The 23,652-nt window shown below is 70.9% G+C and carries 19 protein-coding genes; 12 read left to right on the top strand and 7 right to left on the bottom strand.

Translation table 11 applies throughout. The annotated features are described in order from the left end of the window. Positions 1–31 precede the first annotated feature (31 nt). Positions 32–886, top strand: coding sequence for a patatin-like phospholipase family protein (locus OG707_RS03050; RefSeq protein ID WP_329114036.1), 855 nt, complete (start codon positions 32–34; stop codon positions 884–886). Continuing rightward, positions 883–1,728, top strand: coding sequence for a spermidine synthase (locus tag OG707_RS03045; protein WP_329114034.1), 846 nt, complete (start codon positions 883–885; stop codon positions 1,726–1,728). Before OG707_RS03050 ends, OG707_RS03045 begins: the two co-directional genes overlap by 4 nt. On the opposite strand, the gene OG707_RS03040 is transcribed toward OG707_RS03045, so the two are convergent. Beyond that, positions 1,690–2,982: an MFS transporter gene (locus OG707_RS03040; RefSeq protein WP_329114032.1), complete on the bottom strand. Its 1,293-nt coding sequence runs from the start codon at positions 2,980–2,982 to the stop codon at positions 1,690–1,692. The genes OG707_RS03045 and OG707_RS03040 overlap by 39 nt on opposite strands. Positions 2,983–3,094: 112 nt before the next feature. On the opposite strand from OG707_RS03040, the gene OG707_RS03035 reads away from it, so the two are divergent. From OG707_RS03035 to OG707_RS03025, 3 genes are all read left to right on the top strand, one after another. After that, the gene (locus tag OG707_RS03035; protein ID WP_329127590.1) at positions 3,095–3,532 is read left to right on the top strand and encodes a DUF4442 domain-containing protein; all 438 of its coding nucleotides are present in this window, start codon (positions 3,095–3,097) and stop codon (positions 3,530–3,532) included. A gap of 161 nt (positions 3,533–3,693) precedes the next feature. After that, the gene (locus OG707_RS03030; RefSeq protein ID WP_329114030.1) at positions 3,694–6,162 is read left to right on the top strand and encodes a beta-glucosidase family protein; all 2,469 of its coding nucleotides are present in this window, start codon (positions 3,694–3,696) and stop codon (positions 6,160–6,162) included. A gap of 46 nt (positions 6,163–6,208) precedes the next feature. Beyond that, positions 6,209–6,862: a DedA family protein gene (locus OG707_RS03025; RefSeq protein ID WP_329114029.1), complete on the top strand. Its 654-nt coding sequence runs from the start codon at positions 6,209–6,211 to the stop codon at positions 6,860–6,862. Between the two features lie 10 nt (positions 6,863–6,872). Here the strand turns inward: OG707_RS03025 and OG707_RS03020 are convergent, their stop codons facing one another. Then, positions 6,873–7,400 carry a gamma carbonic anhydrase family protein gene (locus tag OG707_RS03020; protein ID WP_329114027.1) on the bottom strand — a complete coding sequence of 176 codons (528 nt, stop codon included), beginning with the start codon at positions 7,398–7,400 and terminating at the stop codon, positions 6,873–6,875. Positions 7,401–7,479: 79 nt separating this feature from the next. Here OG707_RS03020 and OG707_RS03015 point away from each other — a divergent pair, with 79 nt between their 5' ends. Next, entirely contained in the window at positions 7,480–8,196 is a 717-nt protein-coding gene (locus OG707_RS03015) for an acyltransferase (protein ID WP_329114025.1), read from the top strand. Here the strand turns inward: OG707_RS03015 and OG707_RS03010 are convergent. Further along, complete coding sequence (locus OG707_RS03010; protein WP_329114023.1) at positions 8,193–9,059, bottom strand: EamA family transporter; 867 nt, start codon at positions 9,057–9,059, stop codon at positions 8,193–8,195. The two genes, OG707_RS03015 and OG707_RS03010, sit on opposite strands and share 4 nt — an antisense overlap. 94 nt (positions 9,060–9,153) lie before the next feature. Between OG707_RS03010 and OG707_RS03005 the strand changes: the two genes are divergently transcribed. From OG707_RS03005 to fxsT, 5 genes are all read left to right on the top strand, one after another. Continuing rightward, entirely contained in the window at positions 9,154–9,726 is a 573-nt protein-coding gene (locus OG707_RS03005) for a helix-turn-helix domain-containing protein (RefSeq protein WP_329114021.1), read from the top strand. A gap of 43 nt (positions 9,727–9,769) precedes the next feature. Continuing rightward, positions 9,770–10,324 carry a YbaK/EbsC family protein gene (locus OG707_RS03000; protein ID WP_329114019.1) on the top strand — a complete coding sequence of 185 codons (555 nt, stop codon included), beginning with the start codon at positions 9,770–9,772 and terminating at the stop codon, positions 10,322–10,324. A gap of 387 nt (positions 10,325–10,711) precedes the next feature. After that, positions 10,712–13,108, top strand: a complete 2,397-nt coding sequence (locus OG707_RS02995; protein ID WP_329114017.1) for an FxsB family cyclophane-forming radical SAM/SPASM peptide maturase — start codon at positions 10,712–10,714, stop codon at positions 13,106–13,108. A gap of 78 nt (positions 13,109–13,186) precedes the next feature. Next, positions 13,187–14,518, top strand: coding sequence for a TIR-like protein FxsC (locus OG707_RS02990; protein WP_329114015.1), 1,332 nt, complete (start codon positions 13,187–13,189; stop codon positions 14,516–14,518). A gap of 1 nt (position 14,519) precedes the next feature. Further along, complete coding sequence (gene fxsT, locus OG707_RS02985; protein WP_329114014.1) at positions 14,520–18,476, top strand: FxSxx-COOH system tetratricopeptide repeat protein; 3,957 nt, start codon at positions 14,520–14,522, stop codon at positions 18,474–18,476. Between the two features lie 30 nt (positions 18,477–18,506). Here fxsT and OG707_RS02980 read toward each other — a convergent pair whose 3' ends face one another. The 4 genes from OG707_RS02980 to OG707_RS02965 form a co-directional block, all read right to left on the bottom strand. Further along, positions 18,507–19,370, bottom strand: coding sequence for an alpha/beta fold hydrolase (locus tag OG707_RS02980; protein WP_329114012.1), 864 nt, complete (start codon positions 19,368–19,370; stop codon positions 18,507–18,509). Between the two features lie 88 nt (positions 19,371–19,458). Then, positions 19,459–20,265, bottom strand: a complete 807-nt coding sequence (locus OG707_RS02975) for an aminoglycoside N(3)-acetyltransferase (RefSeq protein WP_329114010.1) — start codon at positions 20,263–20,265, stop codon at positions 19,459–19,461. Positions 20,266–20,322: 57 nt separating this feature from the next. Then, positions 20,323–21,105, bottom strand: a complete 783-nt coding sequence (locus OG707_RS02970) for a DUF899 family protein (RefSeq protein ID WP_329114008.1) — start codon at positions 21,103–21,105, stop codon at positions 20,323–20,325. Between the two features lie 63 nt (positions 21,106–21,168). Continuing rightward, on the bottom strand, positions 21,169–21,573 hold the full coding sequence (locus OG707_RS02965; RefSeq protein ID WP_329114006.1) for a CoA-binding protein: 405 nt from the start codon (positions 21,571–21,573) through the stop codon (positions 21,169–21,171). A 102-nt stretch (positions 21,574–21,675) separates the two neighbouring features. On the opposite strand from OG707_RS02965, the gene OG707_RS02960 reads away from it, so the two are divergent. Then, positions 21,676–23,649, top strand: coding sequence for a glycosyltransferase family 2 protein (locus OG707_RS02960; protein WP_329114004.1), 1,974 nt, complete (start codon positions 21,676–21,678; stop codon positions 23,647–23,649). Positions 23,650–23,652 lie beyond the last annotated feature (3 nt).

Here is a 23,652-nt window from a genome sequence, read left to right as displayed (position 1 = left end):
TACGGCGCGGGGCACGGGCCACACTGCGCCCATGACGGATACAGCACTCGTACTGGGCGCCGGCGGACTCACCGGCGTCGGCTGGGAGATCGGCATCCTGTACGGCCTCGCGGAGGCGGGCGTCGATCTCTCCACCGCGGACCTGGTGATCGGCTCCTCCGCGGGGGCGGTCGTCGGCGCGCAGCTCACCTCCGGGAAGCTGATGCTGCCCGAGCTGTACGAGCGCCAACTGGTCGACCCCCAGGGCGAGACGGCTGCCCACTTCGGCACGGGGCTGCTCCTCCGCTTCGCACGGGCCGCGCTCACCTCCCGTACCCCTGAGGCGTACGCGCAGAAGCTGGCCCGGATGGGACCGGACGACAGGGCCGACGGCGCCGCCCGGCGCGAGGTCATCGCCCGGCGGCTCGTCTCGCACGTGTGGCCCTCGCGGCCCCTGCTTGTCACCGCCGTCGATGCGGTCACCGGTGAGCTCAGGGCGTTCGGGAGGGACAGCGGCGTTCCGGTCGTGGACGCCGTCGCGGCCAGCTGCGCCGTGCCGGGGGTGTGGCCCGCCGTGACCATCGAGGGGCGGAAGTGGATCGACGGGGGTGTGCACTCGACCGCCAACGCCCACCTCGCCGCCGGATACGCGCGCGTCGTCGTCATCGCCCCCAGCGCCACGGGCGGCGGAGTCATCGTCTCCCCGCGCCGTCAGGCCGCGAACCTCGCCGGCGAAGGGGCCCGCGTCGAGGTCATCACCCCCGGCCCGGCCGCCAAGAAGGCCTTCGGGCGCAATGTGCTGGACCCCGCGCACCGAGCCCCCGCCGCCCGCGCGGGCCGCGCCCAGGCCGCCGCGCACGCCGAGGCGGTCGCCGCGCTCTGGACGGGCGGCACAATGAAGGCGTGAGCGAACAGATACCGGTGATCCGGGACGTGGACGGGGGCACCGCCAAGCTGATGCCCGACGTGGACCGGGAGCGGGCCTGGCTGCTCACCGTGGACGGTGCGCCGCAGTCCTATGTCGACCTGGACGACCCGGCGTATCTGGAGTTCGAGTACGCCCGCAGGCTCGCCCATGTCGTGGACTGCACCGGCGGCGAGGGCGACCCGCTGGAAGTGCTCCACCTCGGCGGCGGCGCGCTCACCCTGCCGCGCTACGTGGCGGCGACCCGTCCGGGCTCACGCCAGGACGTCGTGGAGGCGGACCGCGGCCTGCTCGCCCTGATCGAGGAGCATCTGCCCCTGCCGGACGGCTCGGGCATCGCCGTGCACGCGGCCGATGCGCGCCACTGGCTCGAAGGAGTCCCTGCCGCCCGTGCCGATGTGCTGATCGCCGATGTCTTCGGCGGCTCCCGGGTGCCCGCGCATCTCACCTCGGTCGAGTACGCACAGTCGGCCGAGCGGGCTCTGAAGCCGGACGGGATCTACGCGGCGAACCTCGCCGACGGTGCCCCCTTCGCCTTCCTCCGCTCCCAACTGGCCAATTTCCGGGCCGTGTTCGCGGAGATCGCACTGATCGCCGAGCCGGCCGTGCTGCGCGGCCGCCGCTTCGGTAACGCGGTCCTGGTCGCCTCGCACACCGAGATCGACACGGCTCGCCTGGCCCGCCGTACGGCATCCGACGCCTTCCCCGCCCGGGTCGAGCACGGGGCGTCGCTGGAGCGGTTCATCGGGAAGGCGCAGCCGGTACGGGACGCGGAGGCGGTCGCCTCACCCGAGCCGCCCGACGGGGCTTTCCACGTCGGCTGACGGCTCGGCCGGGGCGGGCTTCGGAGTCCGTAGCTCCAGATTCCGTACGGCGGGAACGCACAGCACCGCCGCGGTGAGCAGCACGATCAGCCCGGAGCAGCCCCACAGCGCCGCCGACCGGCCGAAGAGACTCTCCGCGGGTCCGGCGAGTGCGGTCGCGAGAGGGAGCATGGCGATCGAGCCGAGCCAGTCGTAGGCGGAAACCCGGGAGAATTTCTCCTCCGGGATCTCCTGGTGCAGCGCCGTCATCCACGAGACGCCGAAGACCTGGACGGAGATCCCGGTCAGGAACATGACCGCCATCAGCACCCCGGCGGACGTGGGCAGCGCGAGGGCCGCCGACGGCAGGGCGAGCGGGAAGACGCAGAGCGATCCGGCGAGCAGCAGCCGCCTCGGCTTCCAGCGCATCATCACGAGCGCACCGCCGACCGTTCCCGCGCCGAAGGCGGCGAGCGCCAGTCCCCAGGGTCCGGGACCACCGAGGCTGTCCCGTGCGACGAGCGGTCCGTACACCGCCTCGGCGGCGCCCACGACCGCGTTGACGACCGCGAACTGGACCACGACCGACCACAGCCAGGGACGGCTGATGAACTCCTGCCAGCCCTCGCGGAGATCGGAGATCATCCCGCCGCCCGGCTCGCGCCGGGGGATGTGACCGACGTCGAGGAAGGCGCGCAGCGAGCCGGCCACCGCGAAGGCGGCGGCGTCCACGGCCAGCACCCAGCCCGGTCCGACCGCGGCGATCAGTGCGCCGCCGAGGGCCGCGCCGCCGATTCCGGCGCTCTGCATGGCCATCCGGTAGAGGGCGAAGGCCCGGCTCGCCTGTTCGCCGCTGACGGTGGAGAGCAGCATGCCCTCCGAGGCGGGCGAGAAGAAGGCCTGGCCGGTGCCGCAGAGCGCGGTGAGCAGCATCATCTGCCACAGCTGCGGGTCGCCGGTCAGTACGAGTACGGCGAAGGCGGCCTGCGAGAGGCAGTTGAGGGCGTTGGCCGCGACCATCACCCGGTGGCGCGGGAGCCGGTCGGCGAGTGCCCCGCCGATGAGCAGGAAGAGGACGAGCGGGACGGTGCGGGCCGCCGCCACCAGACCTACGTCGCCGGCGTCGCCGCCCGACTCCAGGACCGCGAACGCCGACGCGATCAGCGCGCCGCTCGCCCCGAGATTCGTCACGATCGCCGCTGAGGTGAGGAGGGTGTAGTTGCGTCCCGCCCAGGCGGGACGACGTATGCGGCGGGCGTCGATGGGTGTGGTCACCACGGGACTATGGCCGCTGAGGTGCGTGGTTGCCAACTCAATGCGCGGGCAGGAGGGGATGGTCAAGCACTTCTACTCGTGGGTAACATCTCGGTCCATGAGCGAAGAGCAGATGTCCCTCGGCGAGTTGCTCGCCGCGACGGTCCCCATGGTCAAGACCCTCAACCTGGAGTACCTGGAGACGACCCCGGAGCGCGCCGTCCTGCGCCTCCCGGACCAGCCCGAGTACCAGAACCACGTCGGCGGACCGCACGCAGGTGCCATGTTCACGCTCGCCGAGTCCGCGAGCGGCGCGATCGTCCTCGCCGCCTTCGGTGACCAGCTGAGCCGCGCCGTGCCGCTCCCCGTCACGGCCGACATCGCCTTCAAGAAGATCGCCAGGGGCGTGGTCACCGCGACCGCCACCCTGGGTCGGCCCATTGCCGACGTGGTGGCGGAGCTGGACAAGGGCGAGCGCCCCGAGTTCCCCGTCGCCGTCGCCATCCAGCGCGAGGACGGCGCCGTGACCGGCGAGGTCAACGTGGTCTGGACGCTGCGTCCCAACAGCTGAGCCACCGAAGGACCGACGAGAAGGGCGCCCCGCCGCGGGCGCCTTTTTCGCGTACGGCGCGCGCCGCCTGACGGCGTGTCCGGCAGACCGTGACGCATAGTGCGCTTATATGCCGAATTACGGCTGTTTGGCACACCGTTATGCGAAGGAGCGGCCGGCCCATGCCCCGACAACTCTCCCGGAGATCAGCGCTACGGCTCCTGAGCGGGGCCGTCACCGTCGCGGCAGCCGCGACCGGCGCCCTCGCCGCTCCCGTACGGGCAGCCGCGCCCCGCGGCGCCGGACCGCGCGTCGAATCGCTCCTCGCCCGCCTCACCCTCGACGAGAAGATCGGCTTCCTGCACGGCGCCGAGGACCCGGCGGGCCTGGGGCAGGCCGGATTCGTCCCCGGCGTCGCCCGCCTCGGCATTCCGCCGCTGCGCCTGGCCGACGGGCCCGCGGGCGTACGGATCGACGGCCGGGCCACCGCCCTGCCCGCCCCCGTCCTGCTCGCCTCCGCCTTCGACCCCGCACTCGCCCGCGCCTACGGCCGGGTCATCGGACGCGAGGGCCGCGCGCTCGGCCTCGACGTGTTGCTCTCACCCATGGTCAATCTGATCCGTACGCCGTACGCGGGCCGCAACTTCGAGACCTTCGGCGAGGACCCGCTCCTGGCCGCCGACCTCGTCGCCGAGGAGATCAGGGGCATTCAGGGCGAGGGACTGATCGCCACGGTCAAGCACTTCGCCCTGAACAACCAGGAGCGGGACCGCATGACCGTCGACGTGACCGTCGGCGACCAGGCCCTGAACGAGGTGTGGCTGCGCGCCTTCGAGGCCGCGGTCGGCGCCCGCCCCGGTGCGGTGATGGCCGCGTACAACAAGGTCGGCGGGGTTTTCGCCTGCGAGAACAAGGCCCTGCTCACCGGAGTCCTGCGCGACCGCTGGAACTTCGACGGCTGGGTCATGACCGACTGGTTCGCCGCCCACAGCACGGTCGCCTCGATCGCGGCAGGGCTCGACATGGAGATGCCGAACGACACCTACTTCGGCGACGCGCTGCGCAGAGCCGTCCGAAGCGGCTCGGTCCCCGAATCGCTCGTCGACCGTTCCGTACGCCGGATCCTCTCCGTGATGGAGCGCTTCGGCCTGCTCGACAGCACCCCGCCGCCGCGCCCCGACCGCGACGCGAAGGCCGGAGCGCGCACCGCCTTCGCCGTCGCCAAGGCCGGGGCCACCCTGCTGCGCAACGAGCGGCAGACGCTGCCGCTGACCGGGCCCGCCGCACAGAGCATCGCCGTCATCGGCCCCACCGGAACCGTCCCCTGCGTGGGCGGCGGAGGCAGCGCGCGGGTGGTGCCCGACCGTGCCGACAGCCCCTTCGAGGTCATCACGGACCGTGCGGGAGAGGGCGCGAGAGTCACCTACGCACTCGGCGAGGACCTCTTCGGCAAACCGCTGCCACCCGTATCCCTCTCGCCGGGCGCGGACTTCGAGGGGCAGACCGTCCGGGCAGGACGCCCCTGGACGTACGACGGGACCCTCACTGTCGACGCCGACGACGAGTGGACCTTCGTCGTCCACTACGAGGGGCTGCGCCCGCAGATCACGCTCGACGGCGAGGAACTCTTCCCCCTCGCACCGGGATACGGGGAGTTCCTGCCCGGCTCCATGACCAGCATCGCCCCCGACGGCCTCGCCGTCCGCCGCAGAACCCTGCACCTCATGGCCGGCCCCCACCGGCTCCGGATCACGGCACACGGCGGCGCCAAGAACCGCATCTTCCGGCTGCGCAGGACCACCGGCGCCACCCGCGCCGCCGATGTCGCCGAGGCGATGCTGGCCGCGTGGACCGCGTACAGCGTCGTGCTCTTCGCCTACGAGGACGCCACCGAGGGACAGGACCGCACCTCGCTCGCGCTCCCCGGCCACCAGCGCGAGCTGATCGAGGCGGTGACCGCGGTCAATCCCCGTACCACCGTGGTCCTCAACACCTCATCGGCCACGGCCATGCCCTGGCTGGAGCGCACCGCCGCCGTCCTGCAGATGTACTACCCGGGCCAGGAGGGCGCGGCCGCCACCGCCGCGGTCCTCTTCGGCGACTGCGATCCCGGCGGCCGCCTCACCCAGACGTTCCCCGTCTCCGACGACCGGCATCCGGTGGCCGGGGATCCGCGCCGCTACCCGGGCGTCGACGGGAAGGAGGAGTACACGGAGGGCATCCGTCTCGGCTACCGCTGGTACGACGCGGAGGGTGTCGAGCCGCTGTTCCCCTTCGGGCACGGGCTCTCGTACACCACGTTCGCCTACGAGAACCTCAGCGTGCGCCCCGTCCCCGGCGGCGGCCTCGATGTGCGTTTCACCGTCGTCAACACCGGACCGCGCCCCGGCACCGAGGTCGCACAGGTCTACGTCGGCCCCTCTGCGGAGCTCCGCCTCGACCAGGTGAAGCGGGCGCTGGCCGGCTACCGGCGGCTGGAGCTGCAGCCCGGGGAGCGCCGCGATGTGACCGTCCGGATCACGAGGCGCTCGCTCTCGTCCTGGGACACGGCCCGCGGTGCATGGGCGCTGGGGACCGGTCCGCGGACGGTCCAAGTCGGCGCATCGGCAAGGGATCTGCGGCTCACCGCTCAGGCGGACGTGTCGGTGTGACCAGGTAGGCTGCCGGACAAGGACCACCAAACGGGAGGATGCGGCCTTGCACGTCCAGGAATGGCTCGACAGCGTGCCTGCGGCCCTCGTCTACCTTCTGGTGGCGCTGGTGATCGGGGTGGAGAGCCTCGGCATTCCCCTGCCGGGCGAGATCGTCCTGGTGAGTGCGGCGCTGCTCTCCTCGCAGAGCGGGCACATCAACCCGGTGCTCGTCGGCGTCTGCGCCACGGCCGGAGCGATCATCGGCGACTCGATCGGCTATGCCATCGGCCGCAAGGGCGGACGACCGCTGCTGGCCTGGCTGGGCGCCAAGTTCCCCAGACACTTCAGCGAATCCCATGTGGCCATGGCGGAGCGGTCGTTCCAGAAGTGGGGCATGTGGGCGGTCTTCTTCGGCCGGTTCATCGCGTTCCTGCGGATCTTCGCGGGTCCGCTCGCGGGCGTCCTGCACATGCCGTACTGGAAGTTCCTGATCGCCAACGTGCTGGGCGGCATCGTCTGGGCGGGCGGCACGACCGCCGTCATCTACTACGTGGGCAGCCGTGCCGAGACGTACCTCAAGAACTTCAGCTACGCGGGCCTGGCGCTCGCCGTGCTCATCGGGGTCGGTTCGATGCTCGTCGTCAGGAACCGGGCCAAGAAGGCGCAGGCCCGGCACGAGTCGGCAGCGGCGGCCGAAACGGTGCCGGCCACCGACTGAGCCCGCCCGGTCAGGAGTCGTCCGCCTCGCGATGAGCCTCCTCGTGAGCCTTCGCGAGGCCCAGGTACATCGCGGCGTTGAGCTTGATCGTCTCGCGCTCCTCCTCGGTCAGCTCACGCTTGACCTTGGCGGGCACACCCGCGACCAGCGAACCGGGCGGGACCTGCATCCCCTGCGGTACGAGCGCCTGCGCGGCGACCAGTGAACCGGCGCCGATCCGGGCCCCGTTGAGGACCGTGGCACCCATGCCGACCAGGACGTCGTCCTCGATCGTGCAGCCGTGCAGCACCGCGTTGTGCCCGACCGAGACGCGCTCGCCCACCGTCACCGGGAAGCCGAAGTCCACATGGACCGTGCAGTTGTCCTGGATGTTGCTGTCGGCGCCGAGCACGATCGGACCGCAGTCGGCGCGGAGCACCGTGTGGTACCAGACGCTGGAACCCGCAGCCATGGTCACTTCGCCGATCAGCACGGAGGTCGGCGCGGCGAAGGCCGTCGGGTCGAGCTCCGGCTCCTTGCCGTTCAGGCGGGTCTTCATCTGTCTCTGCCTCTCGGTGGGGTGAAGATCACAGCGTACGGGCCGCGTCGGCCGACGTACCCGTGAGTACCGTGTGCGGGTGCCGAAGAACAGAAACACGTTCTCATCGCTGACGTCCCGCCTGCTCCACGCCGGATGGCGCCGGGTGCAGGAGGCCGGAGCGGTGACGCCGGAGCGTCCGGGGCGGCTGCGCTTCGGCCGCATCGGCGAAGGCACCCGTCTCGCCTTCCCGCAGGGAACCGTCTTCGGCGAACCCTGGATCGAGCTGGGCCACCACTGCATCATCGGCGAGCAGGTCACGCTGACGGCCGGAATGATGCCGGACCTCGACCTCGGGCCCGAGCCGATCCTGCGGCTCGGCGACGGTGTCGTGCTGGGCCGCGGCAGCCATGTCATCGCCGATACGAAGATCACGATCGGGTCCGACACGTACTGCGGTCCGTACGTCTACATCACGTCCACGAACCACAGTTACGACGACCCGCACGAGCCGGTCGGCAAGCAGTGGCCGCGCATGGAGCCCGTCGAGATCGGCCCCGGCTGCTGGCTCGGCACGGGAGCGGTGATCCTGCCCGGCGCCCGGCTCGGCCGCAATGTGGTGGTCGCGGCAGGGGCTGTCGTACGCGGCGAGGTGCCCGACCACTCGGTGGTGGCCGGGGCGCCGGCCCGGATCGTACGGAGCTGGACCGAGGAAGCGGGGTGGCTGCCTCCGCTGCGTACGCCCGCGCCCGTACCGATCCCGGACGGCATGACCTCCGAGCAACTCCTCGCGCTGGCCGAGCTGGAGGAGTCCTAACCCGTCGCGAGCAGCACGGTGCCGACCAGCGCGAGTCCGGCGCCCGCCGCCTGTACGGCGCGCAGCCGTTCCTTGAGGACGGAGCGGGCGGCGACCGCGGTGATCACCGGGTAGAGCGAGGCGAGTACGGCGGCGACGGTGACCGGGCCCGCGTGCGCGGCGACCGAGTAGGTGCCGTTCGCGGCGACGTCCGCGAGCCCGACGAAAGCCAGTGCCGGCAGCGACGCCAGGATCACGCGTGCTCCGCCCCCCTCCGGCAGGGCGCTCGCACCGCGCTTCACCGAGACGAACAGCGCGGTGGAGCCCACGGCGACATTGGTGACGCGCTGGACGAAGAGCGCGAGGAAGAGGCCCGTCACATTCGTCGACGCCTCCGCGATCAGCGACATCACCGCCCCGAATCCGACGGCGGCGAGCAGCGTGAGGGCGATCGCCTGACGCTGCACCGGCGCCCCACGCAGCTCCGGCCCGCCGGCCAGCACCACACCCGCCACGGCGACCGCGATCCCCGCGAACTGCAGGAGGCCGGGCCGCTCGCCGAGGACCAGGCCGACGGCGACGGGGACGACGACACCGAGCGAGCCGAGCGGCGACACCACGCCCATCGGCCCCAGCGCCAGGGCCTTGTAGAAGCTGAGCATCGCGACCGGACCGACCACGCCCGCCGCCACGGCGAACCAGAGCTGGGGGCCGAACTCGCTCCAGGCGCCGGTGGCCAGCACGACCGAGCCGAGCACCACCACAGCGATCGCCTGCGAGACGACGACGACCGTCAGTGCCGGGATGCGCCGGGTGAGCAGTCCGCCGCCGAAGTCGGCCAGCCCCCACAGGAGGCTGGTGGCCAGGGCGAACAGTGCGGTCATGGGAGCGCCTCGCAGTACAGTGTGGTGAACCATCGGGTGCACCACACCGTAGTACAGGATATTGAACCCTGTCATTCAAAATAATGGACGGAATGTGTCGGACCTCGACCAGCTCACCCAGTCGCTCGCCCGGAACCTCAAGCACTGGCGCGGGGATCGCGGCTTCACGCTGGACGCCCTCGCCGCCCGCTCGGGCGTCAGCCGGGGCATGATCATCCAGATCGAGCAGGCCCGTACGAACCCGAGCGTCGGCACCACGGTGAAGCTCGCCGACGCCCTCGGGGTCAGCATCACCACGCTTCTCGACTACGAACGCGGACCGCAGGTCAGGGTCGTACCGAAGGAGCAGGCGGTCCGGATGTGGTGGACCGAGGCGGGCAGCCACACCACCCTCCTGGTCGGCACCGAGGAGCGCGGGCCGCTGGAGCTGTGGGGCTGGCGACTGGAGCCCGGGGACGGCAGCGCCTCGGACCCGCACCCCCCGGGGACCAGCGAACTGCTCCATGTGACGGCGGGCGAGCTCACGCTGGTCGTCGACGGGGTCGAACATTCCGTACCGGCGGGGACCTCGGCGACCTTCGAGGGCAATGTTCCGCACGCGTACCGCAACGCGGGTGCGGAAGCCGTCGAGATGACGATGGCGGTCTCCATCCCGCCCGTTGGCTGAGACGGTCAACCGCCGCTCCGGCAACGGCTGTTACCGTGCCGCCATGCGCGCACCCCTAGGCGATTTCGACGACGCCGCTCCCGCCCCGGAGCGTCTCGACCGGCTCACCGCACCTGTCGCAGAAGCCGTACGCACCTGGCAGGGCGATGTCCCCGTGGATCAGCTGATCTACGTAGACACCGACCCGGAGATCGCCGACACCGCAGTCTTCGTCGAGCACTACGGTCCCGAACTCCTCGCCGCCTCCGCGAACTGTGTGGTCGTCGCGGCCAAGCGCGGCGGCGAGACCTCGTTCGCCGCCTGCGTGGTGCTCTCCAGCACCCGTGTCGACGTGAACGGCGTCGTGCGCAAGCACCTCGGTGCGCGAAAGGCATCGTTCGCCCCGATGGACACGGCGACGGGGGAGACCGGAATGGAGTACGGCGGCATCACCCCGATCGGACTCCCGGCCGGCTGGTCGGTGCTGGTCGACCCGGCTGTCGTCGACACCGAGTGGGTGCTCATCGGCAGCGGCAGCCGCCGCGGCAAACTGATCGTGCCGGGCAAGGTTTTCGCAGAACTGCCGGGCGCGGTCGTGCTGGACGGTCTCGGAAATTGAGACCAGCCGGAAACCTCAAACGGGTACACAGCACATCTCCCTGTCGGGACAATGGGCTGCCCTGCTGTCCGTCCCTCTGTGGGGGGCACCCTAATGCGCGCCCGCGCGCCCGCCACGAAAACGGCCGATCATCGTTATCGGGGGGGTACGACCCCTCTGGAAAGGCGCGCAACATGAACACCGCTCTGGTATCCGCGGCCGACAGGCCCGCACCCGTAGCTCCTCCGCAGAGCATGCCCCGGGTATCGCTGGCTAATCGTGGTGTCGCACGGAGCGGTGGTGATCTTCCGGCATCCGTCGGCCGCCTGATGTCGACCGGCACAGGGACGACCCCGATCGTCGCGGCCTTCCAGTCTTCGGTCTGAGCTCCCGGACGTAGACCCGACCATGGACCGGCCGTCGCCGTCTCTGAGCCAGTTTGTCCTGAAGGTGCACAGCCGCTGTGATCTCAGCTGCGATCACTGCTACGTGTACGAGCACGCGGACCAGAGTTGGCGCGGTCGGCCCAAGGCGCTCCCCGAACAAGTGCTGGCGCGCACCGCGGACCGCATCGCCGAGCATGCCGCGGCCCACCAGCTGCCCGCCGTCCATGTCGTGCTGCACGGGGGCGAGCCGCTGCTCGCGGGCCCCGGGCTTCTGCGCAGGGCCGCCAAGGAGCTGAGCCGGGCGTTATCGGGTGTGTGCGCGCTGGATCTGCGCATCCACACCAACGGCGTTCTCCTCAGCGAACGCTTCCTCGATCTCTTTCTCGAGTACGACATCAAGGTCGGTGTCTCCCTCGACGGTGACAAGGCGTCCAACGACCGCCATCGCCGCTATGCCGACGGCCGCAGCAGCCACCCCCAGGTGCTGAGGGCGGTAGAACTCCTCAACCGCCCCGCATACCGGCCCCTCTTCGCCGGACTGCTCTGCACGATCGACGTCCTGAACGACCCCGTCGACGTCTACGACGCGCTCGTCGCCCTCGATCCGCCCCGGCTCGACTTCCTGCTGCCCCACGCGACCTGGGACACCCCGCCGCCCAGACCCGGCCCGTCGGCCACTCCCTACGCGGACTGGCTCGATGCCGTGTACCGGCGCTGGGACGCGGGCGGCCGCGCCGTGCCGGTACGGATCTTCGACTCCGTGCTGCGCACCCTGCGCGGCGAGAGCAGCCTCACCGAGTCCCTCGGCCTGGCGCCGGCCGATCTCGTGGTGATCGAGACGGACGGCACGTACGAACAGGCCGACAGCCTCAAGACCGCGTACGACGGCGCTCCCGCCACTGGGATGGACGTCTTCTCCCACTCGCTCGACGAGGTCGTGGCCCACCCCGGGATGGCCGCCCGGCATCTGGGTGTCGAGGAGCTGAGCGAGGAGTGCCGCTCCTGCCCGGTGGTCAACTCCTGCGGCGGCGGCCTCTACGCCCACCGCTACCGCACCGGCAGCGGATTCGACAATCCGTCGGTGTTCTGCCCCGATCTGATGGAGCTCATCGTGACCGTACGGGACAGAGAAGCCGCGGCCGGGCCGGCCGTTCCCCTCGCCGATCTGGATGTGCTGGCCGAGGGCTTCGGCGACGCGGAGACGGTCGGGCGCCTGGTGGCTGCCCAGCTCGAAACGGACCGGGACCTGATCGCAGCGGTGGCGGACCGGGCCCCGCACGGCGATGCACTGGCGGACCAGGCGCGGGAGTTGCTGGTCGATCTTGACGCCAAGGCACCCGACGCGTTCGATGCGGTGGTTGCCCATCCCTACACCAGGTCGTGGGGTCTGCGCGTCCTGCGCGGGGAGCTGCCGTCCCTGGTGTCCGGCGGGCTCGCGGAACTCGCGGCCGCCGCAGCGATGCATGCCAGGCGCGGAGATGTGGTGCGGGTGCCGGTACGGGACGGCGTACTGCGGCTGCCGGGGCTCGGTTCCCTCTCGCTCGCCGGGCATCAGGGAATGGCCGAACTCACCGCAGACGCACAAGAGTTCACCGTACGGGCCGGATCGCGGACGCTGCGGATCGGCTGGGACGAAGGCGTCGACGGGCTCAACCCTTACTGGAACCCGGTGCGGCTCGTCGAGATGCCCGGCTGGACCGTGGCGCTGGAGGACACCGACCCGCTGCGCGACAGCCACCAGTGGCCGGTGTCGGAGCGTCTCACCGAGGGCGAGGCGAAGGTCTGGGCGGAAGACCTGGCCGAAGCCTGGTCGCTGATCCGCGGTGAACTCCCGCGCTACGCACCGGGGGTGGCCGCCGGGCTCCGGTGCATCACGCCGCTGAAGGCGCCGGACGGCAGCGACGTCAGCGCGGCGTCGAGAGAGGCGTTCGGCGCCATCGGCGCAGCCAGACCGGCGACCCCCGATCTGCTGGCGCTGCTCATCGTCCATGAGTTCCAGCACGTCAAACTGGGTGCCGTACTGGACCGCCTCGACCTCTACGACACCACCGAGCGCCGCACCTTCTACGCCCCCTGGCGCCCCGACCCGCGCCCGCTGCCGGGGCTGCTCCAGGGAACGTACGCCCACATCGCGGTGACCGACTTCTGGCGCACCCGGCGGCACACCGCCGAGGGACGGGACTTCGACGCTGCGGAGGCGCACTTCACGCGCTGGCGCGGGCAGACCGCCGAGGCGGTGGAGGTGCTCGCCGGGGCGGGGGCGCTGACCCCGCTCGGGGAGCGGTTCGTGGCAAGGATGGGGGACACGGTGCATCAGTGGCTCCGGGAACCGGTGTCGGCTGCTGCGCAGGCCCGGGCCGAAGGGGCGGCCCAGGAACACCGGAAGAGCTGGATTCAGGCCAACTCCCGTACTGAATAGGTTCGTTCCGTCACTTCCGGCGGAGAATTGTCGTTTCCTACACTGGGTTCCCAGCCACGCGGACCGGGGGAGACGCCTGTGAGCGGAGTTGCCGGTGCTCCGGGGGACGACCCGAGACCGTACTTCTTTCTCAGTTACGCGCACATACCGAAGAGCGACCCCAAGGACGCGAACCCCAATGTCTGGGTGGAGAAGTTCTACCGGGACCTGTGCGAGCACCTGATGAACATGACGACGCTCCCCGGCGGGGCGCCGCCCGGATTCATGGACCGTCAGATGCGGCCGGGGGAGAGGTGGCCGGTCGAGCTGTCGCGGGCGCTCGCACACTGCCGAGTTTTTGTGCCCCTCTACTCGCCGCGCTACTTCCGCAGCGAGCAGTGCGGCCGGGAATGGTTTGCGTTCTCCCGCCGCGCCGCCCATTCCCAGACGGTGAACCGGAACAACAGCGCCCAGTCGAACGGTGCCCAGTCGAGCGGAATCGTGCCCGCGCTCTGGGTCCCCGTACCGGTGAAAGAGCTGCCGAGCCAGGCCGAGCGGCTGCAGTTCGCACATGAGGAGTTCGGCGAGGACTACGCCGCCGAGGGCTTCTACGGACTGATCAAGCTCGGCTATCTGCGCGACGAGTACGAACGCGCGGTCTACCGGCTGGCGAAGCGCATCATGGAAGCAGCGGACGCGACCAGGATCGCGGACGGCGACCCGGACCAGGACTACCACTCCGTACCCACCGGATTCGGCCCGCCCGGCGGGAAACGCAAGATGGACATCTCCGTGCTCGCCTGTTCCCGGTCCGAACTGCCGGACGGCCGCAGCCCCGACTGCTACGGAGCCGGTGCGCGCGAGTGGAACCCCTACCACCCGCAGTCCTCGCGGCCGCTCGCGGACCATGCCGCGGAGCTCGTCCGCAACCTCGACTACGAGGTGAGCGTGGGGGAATTCGAGGCGGATGCGGACCGCATGCTGCCCAAGGGGCCGCCGGTCGCGCCGGGGCTGCTCCTGCTCGACCACTGGGAGGCGAACGCCTCGCACGGCGCGGAGCTGCTGGGGAAACTGACCGCCGAGAACCGGCCGTGGATCAGCGTGATGGTGCCCTGGAACCGGGCGGACCCCGACTCCGCGGCCGAGGAGGACGCGCTGCGCACCACGATACGGAACCTGGCACCGAGACCCGCCGACGAGGGCGGCCACTGTTCGCCTGTCGGCGGGATACCCGACCTGCACGCGTTCGACCGGGAACTGCCCGTCGCGGTGAAGTCGGCGGCCAAGCACCATGCCCGTCATGCACAGACCTACCCGCCCGACGGGGACGGCGGTTCCAAGCCCCAGGTCCTGCCGTCGGGCGTGGGCTACGGCTCCGGAATTCCCGCCCGGGAGACGAGGGGCAGCGCAGACGATGCGGAGGACTCGTAACGTGACCGAGAACCGTGAAGGCACCGTTGTCACCTTTTATTCCTACAAGGGTGGCACCGGCCGGACGATGGCCCTGGCCAATGTCGCCTGGATCCTGGCCTCGAACGGACACCGGGTGCTGGCCGTCGACTGGGATCTGGAAGCGCCGGGACTGCACCGGTTCTTCCACCCCTTCCTCGATCTGGGCGACCTGGAAGCGACGCCGGGGCTGATCAATCTGATCACCGAATACCAGGAAGAGGCCCGCCGGCCCGCGGAGCGCGAGAGCGACTGGCACCGCCGCTACGCGCGGGTGCGTCCGCACGCCACCTCCCTCAAATGGAAGTTCCCGCAGAACGGGAGCCTCGACTTCCTCTCGGCGGGCAGGCGGAACCGCGACTACTCCTCGACCGTCGGCCGGATGGACTGGGACGACTTCTACGAGCGGTTCGGCGGCGGCCAGTTCTTCGACGCGATGCGCGCCGACATGCGGCAGCACTACGACTACACCCTGATCGACAGCCGTACGGGCCTCAGCGACATCGCCGACATCTGCACGGTCCAGATGCCCCATGTCCTCGTCGTCTGCTTCACCCTCAGCGACCAGAGCATCGACGGGGCGTCCGCCGTGGCCCGCGACATCGAGGAGCGCTACCGGGACAACGGGATCCGCATCCTGCCGGTGCCGATGCGCATCGACGACGGCGAGAAGGAGAAGGCCGACGCGGGCCGGGCGCTGGCCAGGGAGAGCTTCCCCGGCCTCCCCTCCGGGCTGGGCGGTGAGGAACTCGCCGCCTACTGGGGATCGGTGGAGATTCCGTACAGGCCCTTCTACGCGTACGAAGAGATCCTCGCGACCTTCGGCGACGCGCCGAACGTCTCCAGCTCCATGCTCACCGCCTGCGAGCGCCTCACCTCCGTCCTCACCGGCGGGCGTGTCAGCGCGCTCCCGGCGATCGACGAGGCCGAGCGGCTCACCTACGTCGCGGCCTATACGCGGCGGCGTCCCGTGCCGCCGTCGAACGTGCTCCTCGTCCATGGGGCAGAGGACCAGATGTGGGCCGACTGGCTGTCGTCGGCGCTCACCCGGGCCGGATTCCATGTGGTCACCGCGGACGTACGGACGGCCGCCTCGCCAGGGTTCGAGGCGAAGTTCGCGTCGGGCGGTGCGTACCGGGTCATGCCCGTCGTCTCCGCGGCGTTCCTCAACTCGCCCTGGGCGAAAGCGTTCTGGGGTTCCGTCGCCGACCTGCACCAGCTGCTGATCGTGAAGGTCAGCGACGTACGCCTCACCCTGCCGATCAGCACGGGCGGCATCGTGGAACTGACCAGGCTGGAGGAGACCGAGGCGATCACGGAGCTGATGTCGGCGCTCGACCGCGAGGAGACCGACGACGTCCCCGCCCTCGCTCCGGCGGGTCCGCGCTATCCCGGACTGACGCCGACCGTCTGGAACGTACGGCAGCGCCATGCCTGGTTCACCGGCCGCGCCTCCGTACTGGAGCGTCTGCGCGATCAGATGTGCGGCGACCCGCGCTCTGCCCAGCGCTTCCCCCAGGTCCTCTACGGGCTCGGCGGGGTGGGCAAGACGCAGGTCGCACGCGAGTACGCGCACCGGTTCCGTGCCGACTACGACCTGGTCTGGTGGATCGAGGCCGAACAGACGGACCGTGTCCTGTCCTCGCTGGCCGAACTCGCCGAGGCCATGGACCTGCGGGCGGGCGACGTCGTCGCCGAGGCGGCCGCCGCGGCGCTGCAGGCGCTGCGAAGCGGCAGGCCGTACGCCCGCTGGCTGCTGATCTTCGACAATGTGGAGGATCTCGACAAGCAGCTGCTGCTCTTCCCCGAGGAGACCAGCCCCGTCTCGGGCCATGTGTACGGCCATATCCTCGCCACCTGCCGCAACAAGCCGGTCTCCACCCGCGTCGAGTCGACCGAGGTGGACGTCTTCGCGCGCGGCGAGAGTGTGGAGCACCTCTGCCGGCGCGTACGCAAGCTCGCGCCCCCGGACGCCGAGCGGGTCGCCGAGGCCGTCGGCGACCTTCCCCTCGCGGTGGAGGTCGCCGCGGCCTGGCTGGCGGAGACCGCGACCCCCGTGGACGCCTACGTCGAGCAGCTGAAGGAGCAGAGCACCAGGGTGCTTTCGCTCGGGAAGCCCGAGGACTACGCGCAGAAGATCGGAGCGACCTGGAACATCTCCATCGACCGGCTCAGGGAGGAGTCGAAGGCCGCCGTCCGTCTCCTGGAGCTGTGTTCCTTCTTCTCCGCCGAACCCATCTCGATGCGGCTCATCGGCAGCGACGCGATGCTCCAGTCCCTGCTGCCGTACGACCCGGACCTGCGCGAACGGTACATGCTCGGGAAGGTCATCCAGGCGCTCAACCGGTTCGCGCTCGCCAAGGTGGACCCGGCCGACAGCAGCATTCAGGTGCACCGCCTCGTCCAGGCGGCGGTCCGCGCCGGGCTCAGCGCCGAGGAGCAGGAGAAGGCCAGCCACGAGGTGCATCTGATCCTCGCCGAGGCCCGGCCCGCGGAGGGAGTCGACCGTGACAATCCCGTCAACGACCCAAAGAGCTGGCCGAGTTTCGAGCTGATCTGGCCGCACCTGGGTCCCTCCGGCATCGCGGACTGCGACGACGAGAAGGTCCGCCAGATCATGGTCGACCGCATCCGCTACCTGCTGAAGCGCGGGGAGCTGGAGAGCGCGCGATTACTCGGTACGCAGCTCAACGCCATCTGGAGCAGGCAGCTGGGCGAGGACGATCTGCAGACCCTCAACATCCGCTTCGAGCTGGGCAACGCGCTGCGGGCGCAGGGCAAGTACGAAGAGGCGCGCGCCCTGGACGAGGACACCCTGGCCCGGCAGGTCCGGGTGCTCCACAAGGACCACCCCCACGACGACCACCCCAGCATCCTGATCACCACGGGGAGTCTCGCCGCCGACCTGCGGGCGCTGGGCCGGTTCGAGGAGGCGCTCGGCAGGGACCTCGGGATCTACCGCGGTCTGCGCCAGATCTTCGGCGAGAACCATCCCCGTACCCTGATCGCCGCCAACAACCTCGCGATCGACTACCGGCTGAGCGGCGACAGCGAACTGGCGCGCAGGCTCGACGAGGAGACGGTGGAGCGCCGCAGCGCACTCCTGGGCGACGACCATCCCTTCACCCTCACCACCAAGGGGCATCTCGCCCGGGATCTGCGGGAGACCGGTGAGTACCGGGCCTCGGTGCAGGTGCTGAGGGAGGTCGTGGCCGCGTTCGAGCGGGTCCTCAACGCCGATGTGCCGGAGGTGCTGCGTACGGCCAAGAGCCTGGCGGTGTCCCTGCGCAAGGCCGGGCACCCGTACGACGCGAAACGGCTCACCGAGGAGACGTACAACCGCTACCGGGCGCGGTACGGGACCAAGGTGCCCGACGCCCTGGCCTGCGGGCTGAACCTGGCCGCCGACTTCTCCGCGGTCGGCGACAAGCAGGCGGCGCTCGACCTCGCGAGCCAGGTGCTGGAGGGATACCGCGAGACCCTCGGCGACGACCACCCCTTCACCCTCGCCTGTCGCAACAACATCGCGATCTACCAGCGGGGGCTCGGGGCGGCCGCCGAGGCGGCGGAGGCGGGCGAGTGGGTCCGCGTGGCGCTCGAGGAGGCGCTGGGCGCGCGCCATCCCTTCACCCTGTGCGCGGCGCTCAACCTGGCCAACGCGTACGGCGACATCGGGGAGCTCGCCAGGGCGGAGGCATGGGAACGCGCCGCGCTGGAAGGGCTGTTGGAGCGGTACGGGCCCACGCACCCGGACGTGCTCGTCTGCCGGTCCAACCTCGCCATCACGCTCCGGGCGTCCGGCCGCAGCGAAGAGGCCCAGCAACTGCGGACCAAGGTCCTGGAACCCGCCGCCCGTCAGCTGGGCGTGGACCATCCGATCACCGAGGCGGCCCGGGCCTGGCGGCGGCTGAACCGAGACCTCGAACCGCAGCCGGTCTGAGGCGCCGGCGGGGGAGGGCGGGGTACGGGCTCACCGGGTGGCCCAGATCAGTACGCGGGTGAGGACCCGCAGGGCCCCGAAGTGCGCCGCGCCGCGCTCCACCACCAGTTCGGCGCGCGGGATCCGTTCGGCCAGCCAGCGGGTGTGGGCCGCGGGGGCGAAGACGTCGTCCTCGCCGTGCCAGAGCAGCACGGGCGCGCTGATGTCCTCGGGCCGGAACTCCCAGTCGCTGGCGAACGCCATGACGTCGTCGACCCAGCCGTCGGCCGAACTCCGCAGCCCCTCGGCGAAGTTGCGCACCAGCATGGCCCGGATCCCGGTGTCCGAGACGATGCCCCGGTCGGAATCGGAGAGGTCGCGGTGCATGTCGGCGACCGAAGCCGCCGGATCGGACCTGATCGCCACCGACCGGAACTCCAGCGCCGCGGTCAACTGCCGGTGTCCTGCGGCCGCATTGACGTACTCGCGTACGTTGCCCTCGGTCATGCCGTCGAACCAGTCGAGCCCCTTTGCGTCGCGCGGCGCGAGCCCGACGAGCGCGGCCGCCCTCGCGATGCGATGCGGCAGCAGAGCGGCGCAGGCGAGGGCGTGCGGGGCGCCGCCCGACCGGCCGACGACGGCGAACTCGGCCAGGTCCAGGGCGTCGGCGATCGTCTCCACGTCGGCCGCGGCATGCGCCACCGGACGGCCGGGCAGCCGGTCCGAATCGCCGTATCCGGGCCGGTCGAAAGTGATCAGACGCACCCCCAGGCGGTACAGCACCGCGCTGCGCGGTGCCGGCCCCAGCCTGCTGCCCGGGGTGCCGTGCAGCAGGAACACGGGTCTGCCCCGCGGATTTCCGTAGTGCTCGACCGCCAGTTTCCGGCCGTCCTTGGTGCGGATCACCTGTCCCACCTGGCGCCTCCCCCGTGGTCCGGGTACGCGGCAAGTATGAGCGCGCGGAGGCCGGTCGGTACATACCCGCACAAGCCGAAGTTCCCCGTCAGTAGGGGCGGTTGGCCGGGAGCCACCCCTTGGCGAAGTCCGCGGCCTCGGTGACGTGGAAGAGCCGGCAGGACGCGTCACCGACCTGTCCGTACTTCACCGTCCCGCTGTCGCAACCGCGCTCGAAGTCGTCCCCCAGCGCGGCGAAGTCGTGGTCGGTGAGGTCGACGTCCTCGTAGCTCCACCAGGTGCGCCGCCCCTGCGTGGTGATCACGCACCGGTAGGTGCGGCGTGGGGGGTTCGGCACCCGGTACTCGCCCAGATGGAAGGCGCTGCAGGCGTCGAATCCGGTACCCAGGAGCAGGACTTGGGCCCAGCCGTCGTAGAGCCGGGCCAGCGGCGAGTCCTCGCCGAGGTGACAGTCGGGCAGATGCCCGGCCACGATCTTGCCGGCCCCCGATCCCAGCGCGGCGAACGAGGTCTGGGGGTGGGCGCTGCGCTCGGCGCCGGGTGTCCGGCGTACGGTCTCCGCCAGCACCCCCAGGGTCGGCGACGCAGGGGTGGTGAGCCGGTCGAAGGCCGGCATCCGCTCCCGTACGGCGGCAGCGGCCTCCTCGTCCAGCCCCTGCACGCGCGCACGGTAGTCCGGAGAGGTGTCCGAGTTCTCCGCGGTGAAGGTCGGCACCACCACCGTCCCCGACTCCCCGAGCGCACCCTGCAGGGCGCGGACGACGGTCTCCGCTCCGCCGTCCACCGCACCGAGCGCACGGAGCGAGGCGTGCACCACCAGCAGACCGCCGGTTTCCACACCCAACTCGGCGAACTGGGCGGTGAGTTGCTGTTGGCTGTGCGGCGGTCGGTGCATGGCGTCATTATGGGCGCAGTTCGCCGCAGTGGGACGCACCTTTCAGGTCAGGGCGCGTCAGTGGTGGTCGCCGTGCCGGCCGAGGGTCTGTTCGGGCGTCGCGCCGGGACGTGTCCACTGCGGTACGGGGCGGCCGGTCGGCCCCCAGGTGGCGTTCCCGTCCACGTCCGTACGCCAGGACCAGCACGCGTCGCGCCCCTCGGGCCAGCCGTCGGGGGTGTCCTCCCAGGCCTCGCCGCGGCCGTAGGGGGTCATGTCGAGCAGGGCGATCGAGCTGTTGATGCGCTCGTTGCCGCGGCCCGTCGTGGAGTAGGTGAGGTAGGTGCGGTCGCCGTCGCGCAGGAAGCAGGCGAGGTATCCCATGTCGCCGCCGACCGGCTCGGCGACGCCGTGTACCGAGTACCAGGGCTGGGTGTAGCCCATGAACTCCACGAAAGGCGCCACCTCGTCCCACACGCCCGTGGTCAGGACGGCGAACGAGACGCCGCGGGCGTGGAGGTAGGAGGCGTCCCGCAGGTGCCAGGCCGCATGGGTGCAGCCTTCGCACTGCCCCTGGTGCGGCGCGCCGTCGTGCCACATGTGCTGGTATACCACGAGCTCGTCGCGACCCTGGAACAGGTCCAGGAACGGGACCGGTCCTTCGGGGCCGACGACCTCGACCGTCCCGTCGAACTCCACCATGGGCAGCCGGCGGCGGGCCGCGGCGAGGGCGTCGCCCTCGCGGGTGTGGGCCTTCTCGCGGACCAGCAGTTCGGCACGATCCTTCTGCCAGGTGGCCAGGTCGACCACGGGCGGCCGGCCGGGCAGTTGGGCGGTCGGGTCGTGCGGCGAGGTCGTCATGGTGTCCTCCGGTGGAGTCGCGTGCCGGGCATCACCAGACGAGACTCCCGGCCCGGCCGGAACTCATCGCATCGCGCGGAATTCAATCGCCGGGCAGCGGTCCATGACCATGTCGAGACCGGCGGCGCGCGTGCGCTCGTACGCGTCCTGGTCGATGACGCCGAGCTGGAACCAGACGGCTTTCGCGCCGATGGCCACGGCTTCGTCGGCGACCTTCCCCGCGAGGGCGCTGTTGACGAAGACATCCACCACGTCGATCTCGAACGGGATGGCCTCGAGGGTGGGATAGCCCTGTTCGCCGTGGACCGTCTCGGCCTTCGGATGGACGGGGACGACGCGCTTGCCGTGGCGCTTGAGGACGTCCGCGACGCGGTACGCGGCGCGCTCCTGGTTCGACGACAGACCGACGACGGCCCAGGTGTCGCCGGATTCCGTGAGGATCTTGCGGATGGTGTCCTGATTGTTCATCGCACCACTGTACGGACGATGAGGACTCCCGCCGAAACGCCGCTGCTAGAGTCCCGACGGCCGGACATCGGGCCCGCACGGCGGGCCGCACCTGGGAGATCCATGATCAAGGTCAGTGTCGTCGTGGCCGTGTACAACACGGGGCGCTACGTCGAGGAGTGCGCCCCGTCGCTGCTGCAGCAGAGCCTGAGCGCCGACGAGTACGAGGTGATCTACGTCGACGACGGGTCGACGGACGACACCTTGGAGCGGCTGGAGAAGCTCGCTGCCGAGCATGCGCATGTGCGGGTGTTCACCCAGGCCAACTCCGGATGGCCGGGGAAGCCGCGCAACACCGGCATGGGTCATGCACGAGGCGAGTACATCCAATTCGTCGACCACGACGACCTGTTGGGCCACGAGGCGCTGGAGCGGCTCTACGAGCACGCCCGCCGCAACAACTCCGACGTGGTCATCGGCAAGATGTCGAGCACCATGGTCCGCCCCCGCCGGATCTTCCGGCACACGGTCGACGCCTGCACCGTCGAACACGACGAGCTGATGCAGACGATGTCCCCGCACAAGATGTTCCGGCGGGCGTTCGTCGAGGAGCACGGGCTGCGGTTCCCCGAGGGGCCGTGGATCCTGGAGGACCTGCTCTTCGTCTCCGCCGCCTATCTCGCCGCCGAGCGGATCTCCGTCCTCGGCGACTACCCCTGCTACTACTGGATGAAGCGGGACGACGGCGGCAACAACACCCGGCACCGGTTCGATCTGCGGCACGGCTTCTTCGACAACGTCCGCACGATCGTGCGGCAGATCAAGGACGGCACGGAACCGGGCGATCTCCAGGACCGGCTGCTCCACCGGCTCTACCACGTGGAGATCCTCTCCCGGACCCGCGAGCCCGAGATCCTCGCCGTTCCCGGGGACGAGCAGCGCCCCCGGTTCGACGAGGCACGCCGCGTGGCGATCGAGGAGTTCCCGCCCGGTGTGCGCGACCGGCAGCCCGCCGTGTCGCGGCTGCGTGCCGCCCTGCTGGAGCGCGGGGACTTCGCGGCGGCGCGCGAACTGGCCTCGCGCATCAAGGAGATCACCCTCACGCCCGAGGTCGGCGGCCTGCGCTGGGACGGGGGTGTGCTCACCGCGGACGTACGGCTGACCCAGTACCGGGGCGACGGCGAACCGCTCGTCCTGGTCGAGCGGGACGGCAGGCTGCTCCTGGACCCGGCGCTGCTCGACGGCGTACCGGGCGCCGAGGAGTGGGAGGTGAGCGATCCGTTCGCCTACGCGTACGCGGATCTGATCGTCAAGGACCGGGACCGCGAGGACTGGTGGTACCCCGAGGGCGACCTCGACGTACGGCTGGAGGAGCTGGGGGACGGCCGCTCCCAGGTCGTCGCCGTCGGCCGGCTCCGCCTCGACCCGGCCATCCTGGCCGGCGGCAGGCCGCTGGAGCGCGGGGTGCACGACATATGGGCGTACGTGCAGATGCTGGGCGTCGACCGGCACGTCCGGCTGACCGTCGAAGGGGAACCGGGAACGACCGCCGCGGCCGGACCCGCCGTGCTGGGCGAGCCCGCGCGGATTGCGATCCCGTACGTGACGGGGAGCGGCCAGCTCGCCCTCGACCTGGAGGAACGGCAGCGACGCCTCGCCGACGACCTCGGCAGGGGGCTGAACACGGGCCGCAGCAGGGGGCGCAGGCCGTCCGGCGAGCCCGTCGAGCTGCCGCTGCCCGGCCCGCTGGCGACGGCCGGCGCGCCGCTGCCGGTGAAGGTGCGGATCGGGGCGTCGAAGAAGCCGGTCACGGTCGCCGCGGAGATCGTCGGCGGTGACACCCCGGTGCTGCGGATTCCCGACCGGATCAAGGCGCCGGCCGGCCGCCATCCCGTGAGCCTGGTCACGGCCGCGGGGGAGCGGCCCAAGGCGGGCCCCGTCGCGTTCGCCGTCGTACGCGACGGACGCCTCGTCCGCCTCGAAGGCCCCGCCCACGAGCCGTCCGCCGGGGAGCGCCTCGCGGACGCCGTCGGCTCGAACGGGCAGGTCCGGCGCGTTCGCCGGGTGCTGGGGCGGGCGGCTCGGCGCATAGGGTGACGG

This window comes from Streptomyces sp. NBC_01465, from assembly GCF_036227325.1.
GTDB lineage: Bacteria > Actinomycetota > Actinomycetes > Streptomycetales > Streptomycetaceae > Streptomyces.
Note: the sequence above shows the minus strand (reverse complement) of the source record. Positions and strands in the feature narration are given on the sequence as shown.

What these genes read in the sequence shown, in the direction of transcription:
- OG707_RS03050 (WP_329114036.1), top strand. Translation starts at nt 32, where the DNA reads ATGACGGATACAGCACTCGTACTGGGCGCCGGCGGACTCACCGGCGTC.
- OG707_RS03035 (WP_329127590.1), top strand. Translation starts at nt 3,095, where the DNA reads ATGTCCCTCGGCGAGTTGCTCGCCGCGACGGTCCCCATGGTCAAGACC.
- OG707_RS03030 (WP_329114030.1), top strand. Translation starts at nt 3,694, where the DNA reads ATGCCCCGACAACTCTCCCGGAGATCAGCGCTACGGCTCCTGAGCGGG.
- OG707_RS03020 (WP_329114027.1), bottom strand. Translation starts at nt 7,400, where the DNA reads ATGAAGACCCGCCTGAACGGCAAGGAGCCGGAGCTCGACCCGACGGCC.
- OG707_RS03010 (WP_329114023.1), bottom strand. Translation starts at nt 9,059, where the DNA reads ATGACCGCACTGTTCGCCCTGGCCACCAGCCTCCTGTGGGGGCTGGCC.
- OG707_RS03000 (WP_329114019.1), top strand. Translation starts at nt 9,770, where the DNA reads ATGCGCGCACCCCTAGGCGATTTCGACGACGCCGCTCCCGCCCCGGAG.
- OG707_RS02995 (WP_329114017.1), top strand. Translation starts at nt 10,712, where the DNA reads ATGGACCGGCCGTCGCCGTCTCTGAGCCAGTTTGTCCTGAAGGTGCAC.
- OG707_RS02975 (WP_329114010.1), bottom strand. Translation starts at nt 20,265, where the DNA reads ATGCACCGACCGCCGCACAGCCAACAGCAACTCACCGCCCAGTTCGCC.
- OG707_RS02970 (WP_329114008.1), bottom strand. Translation starts at nt 21,105, where the DNA reads ATGACGACCTCGCCGCACGACCCGACCGCCCAACTGCCCGGCCGGCCG.
- OG707_RS02965 (WP_329114006.1), bottom strand. Translation starts at nt 21,573, where the DNA reads ATGAACAATCAGGACACCATCCGCAAGATCCTCACGGAATCCGGCGAC.
- OG707_RS02960 (WP_329114004.1), top strand. Translation starts at nt 21,676, where the DNA reads ATGATCAAGGTCAGTGTCGTCGTGGCCGTGTACAACACGGGGCGCTAC.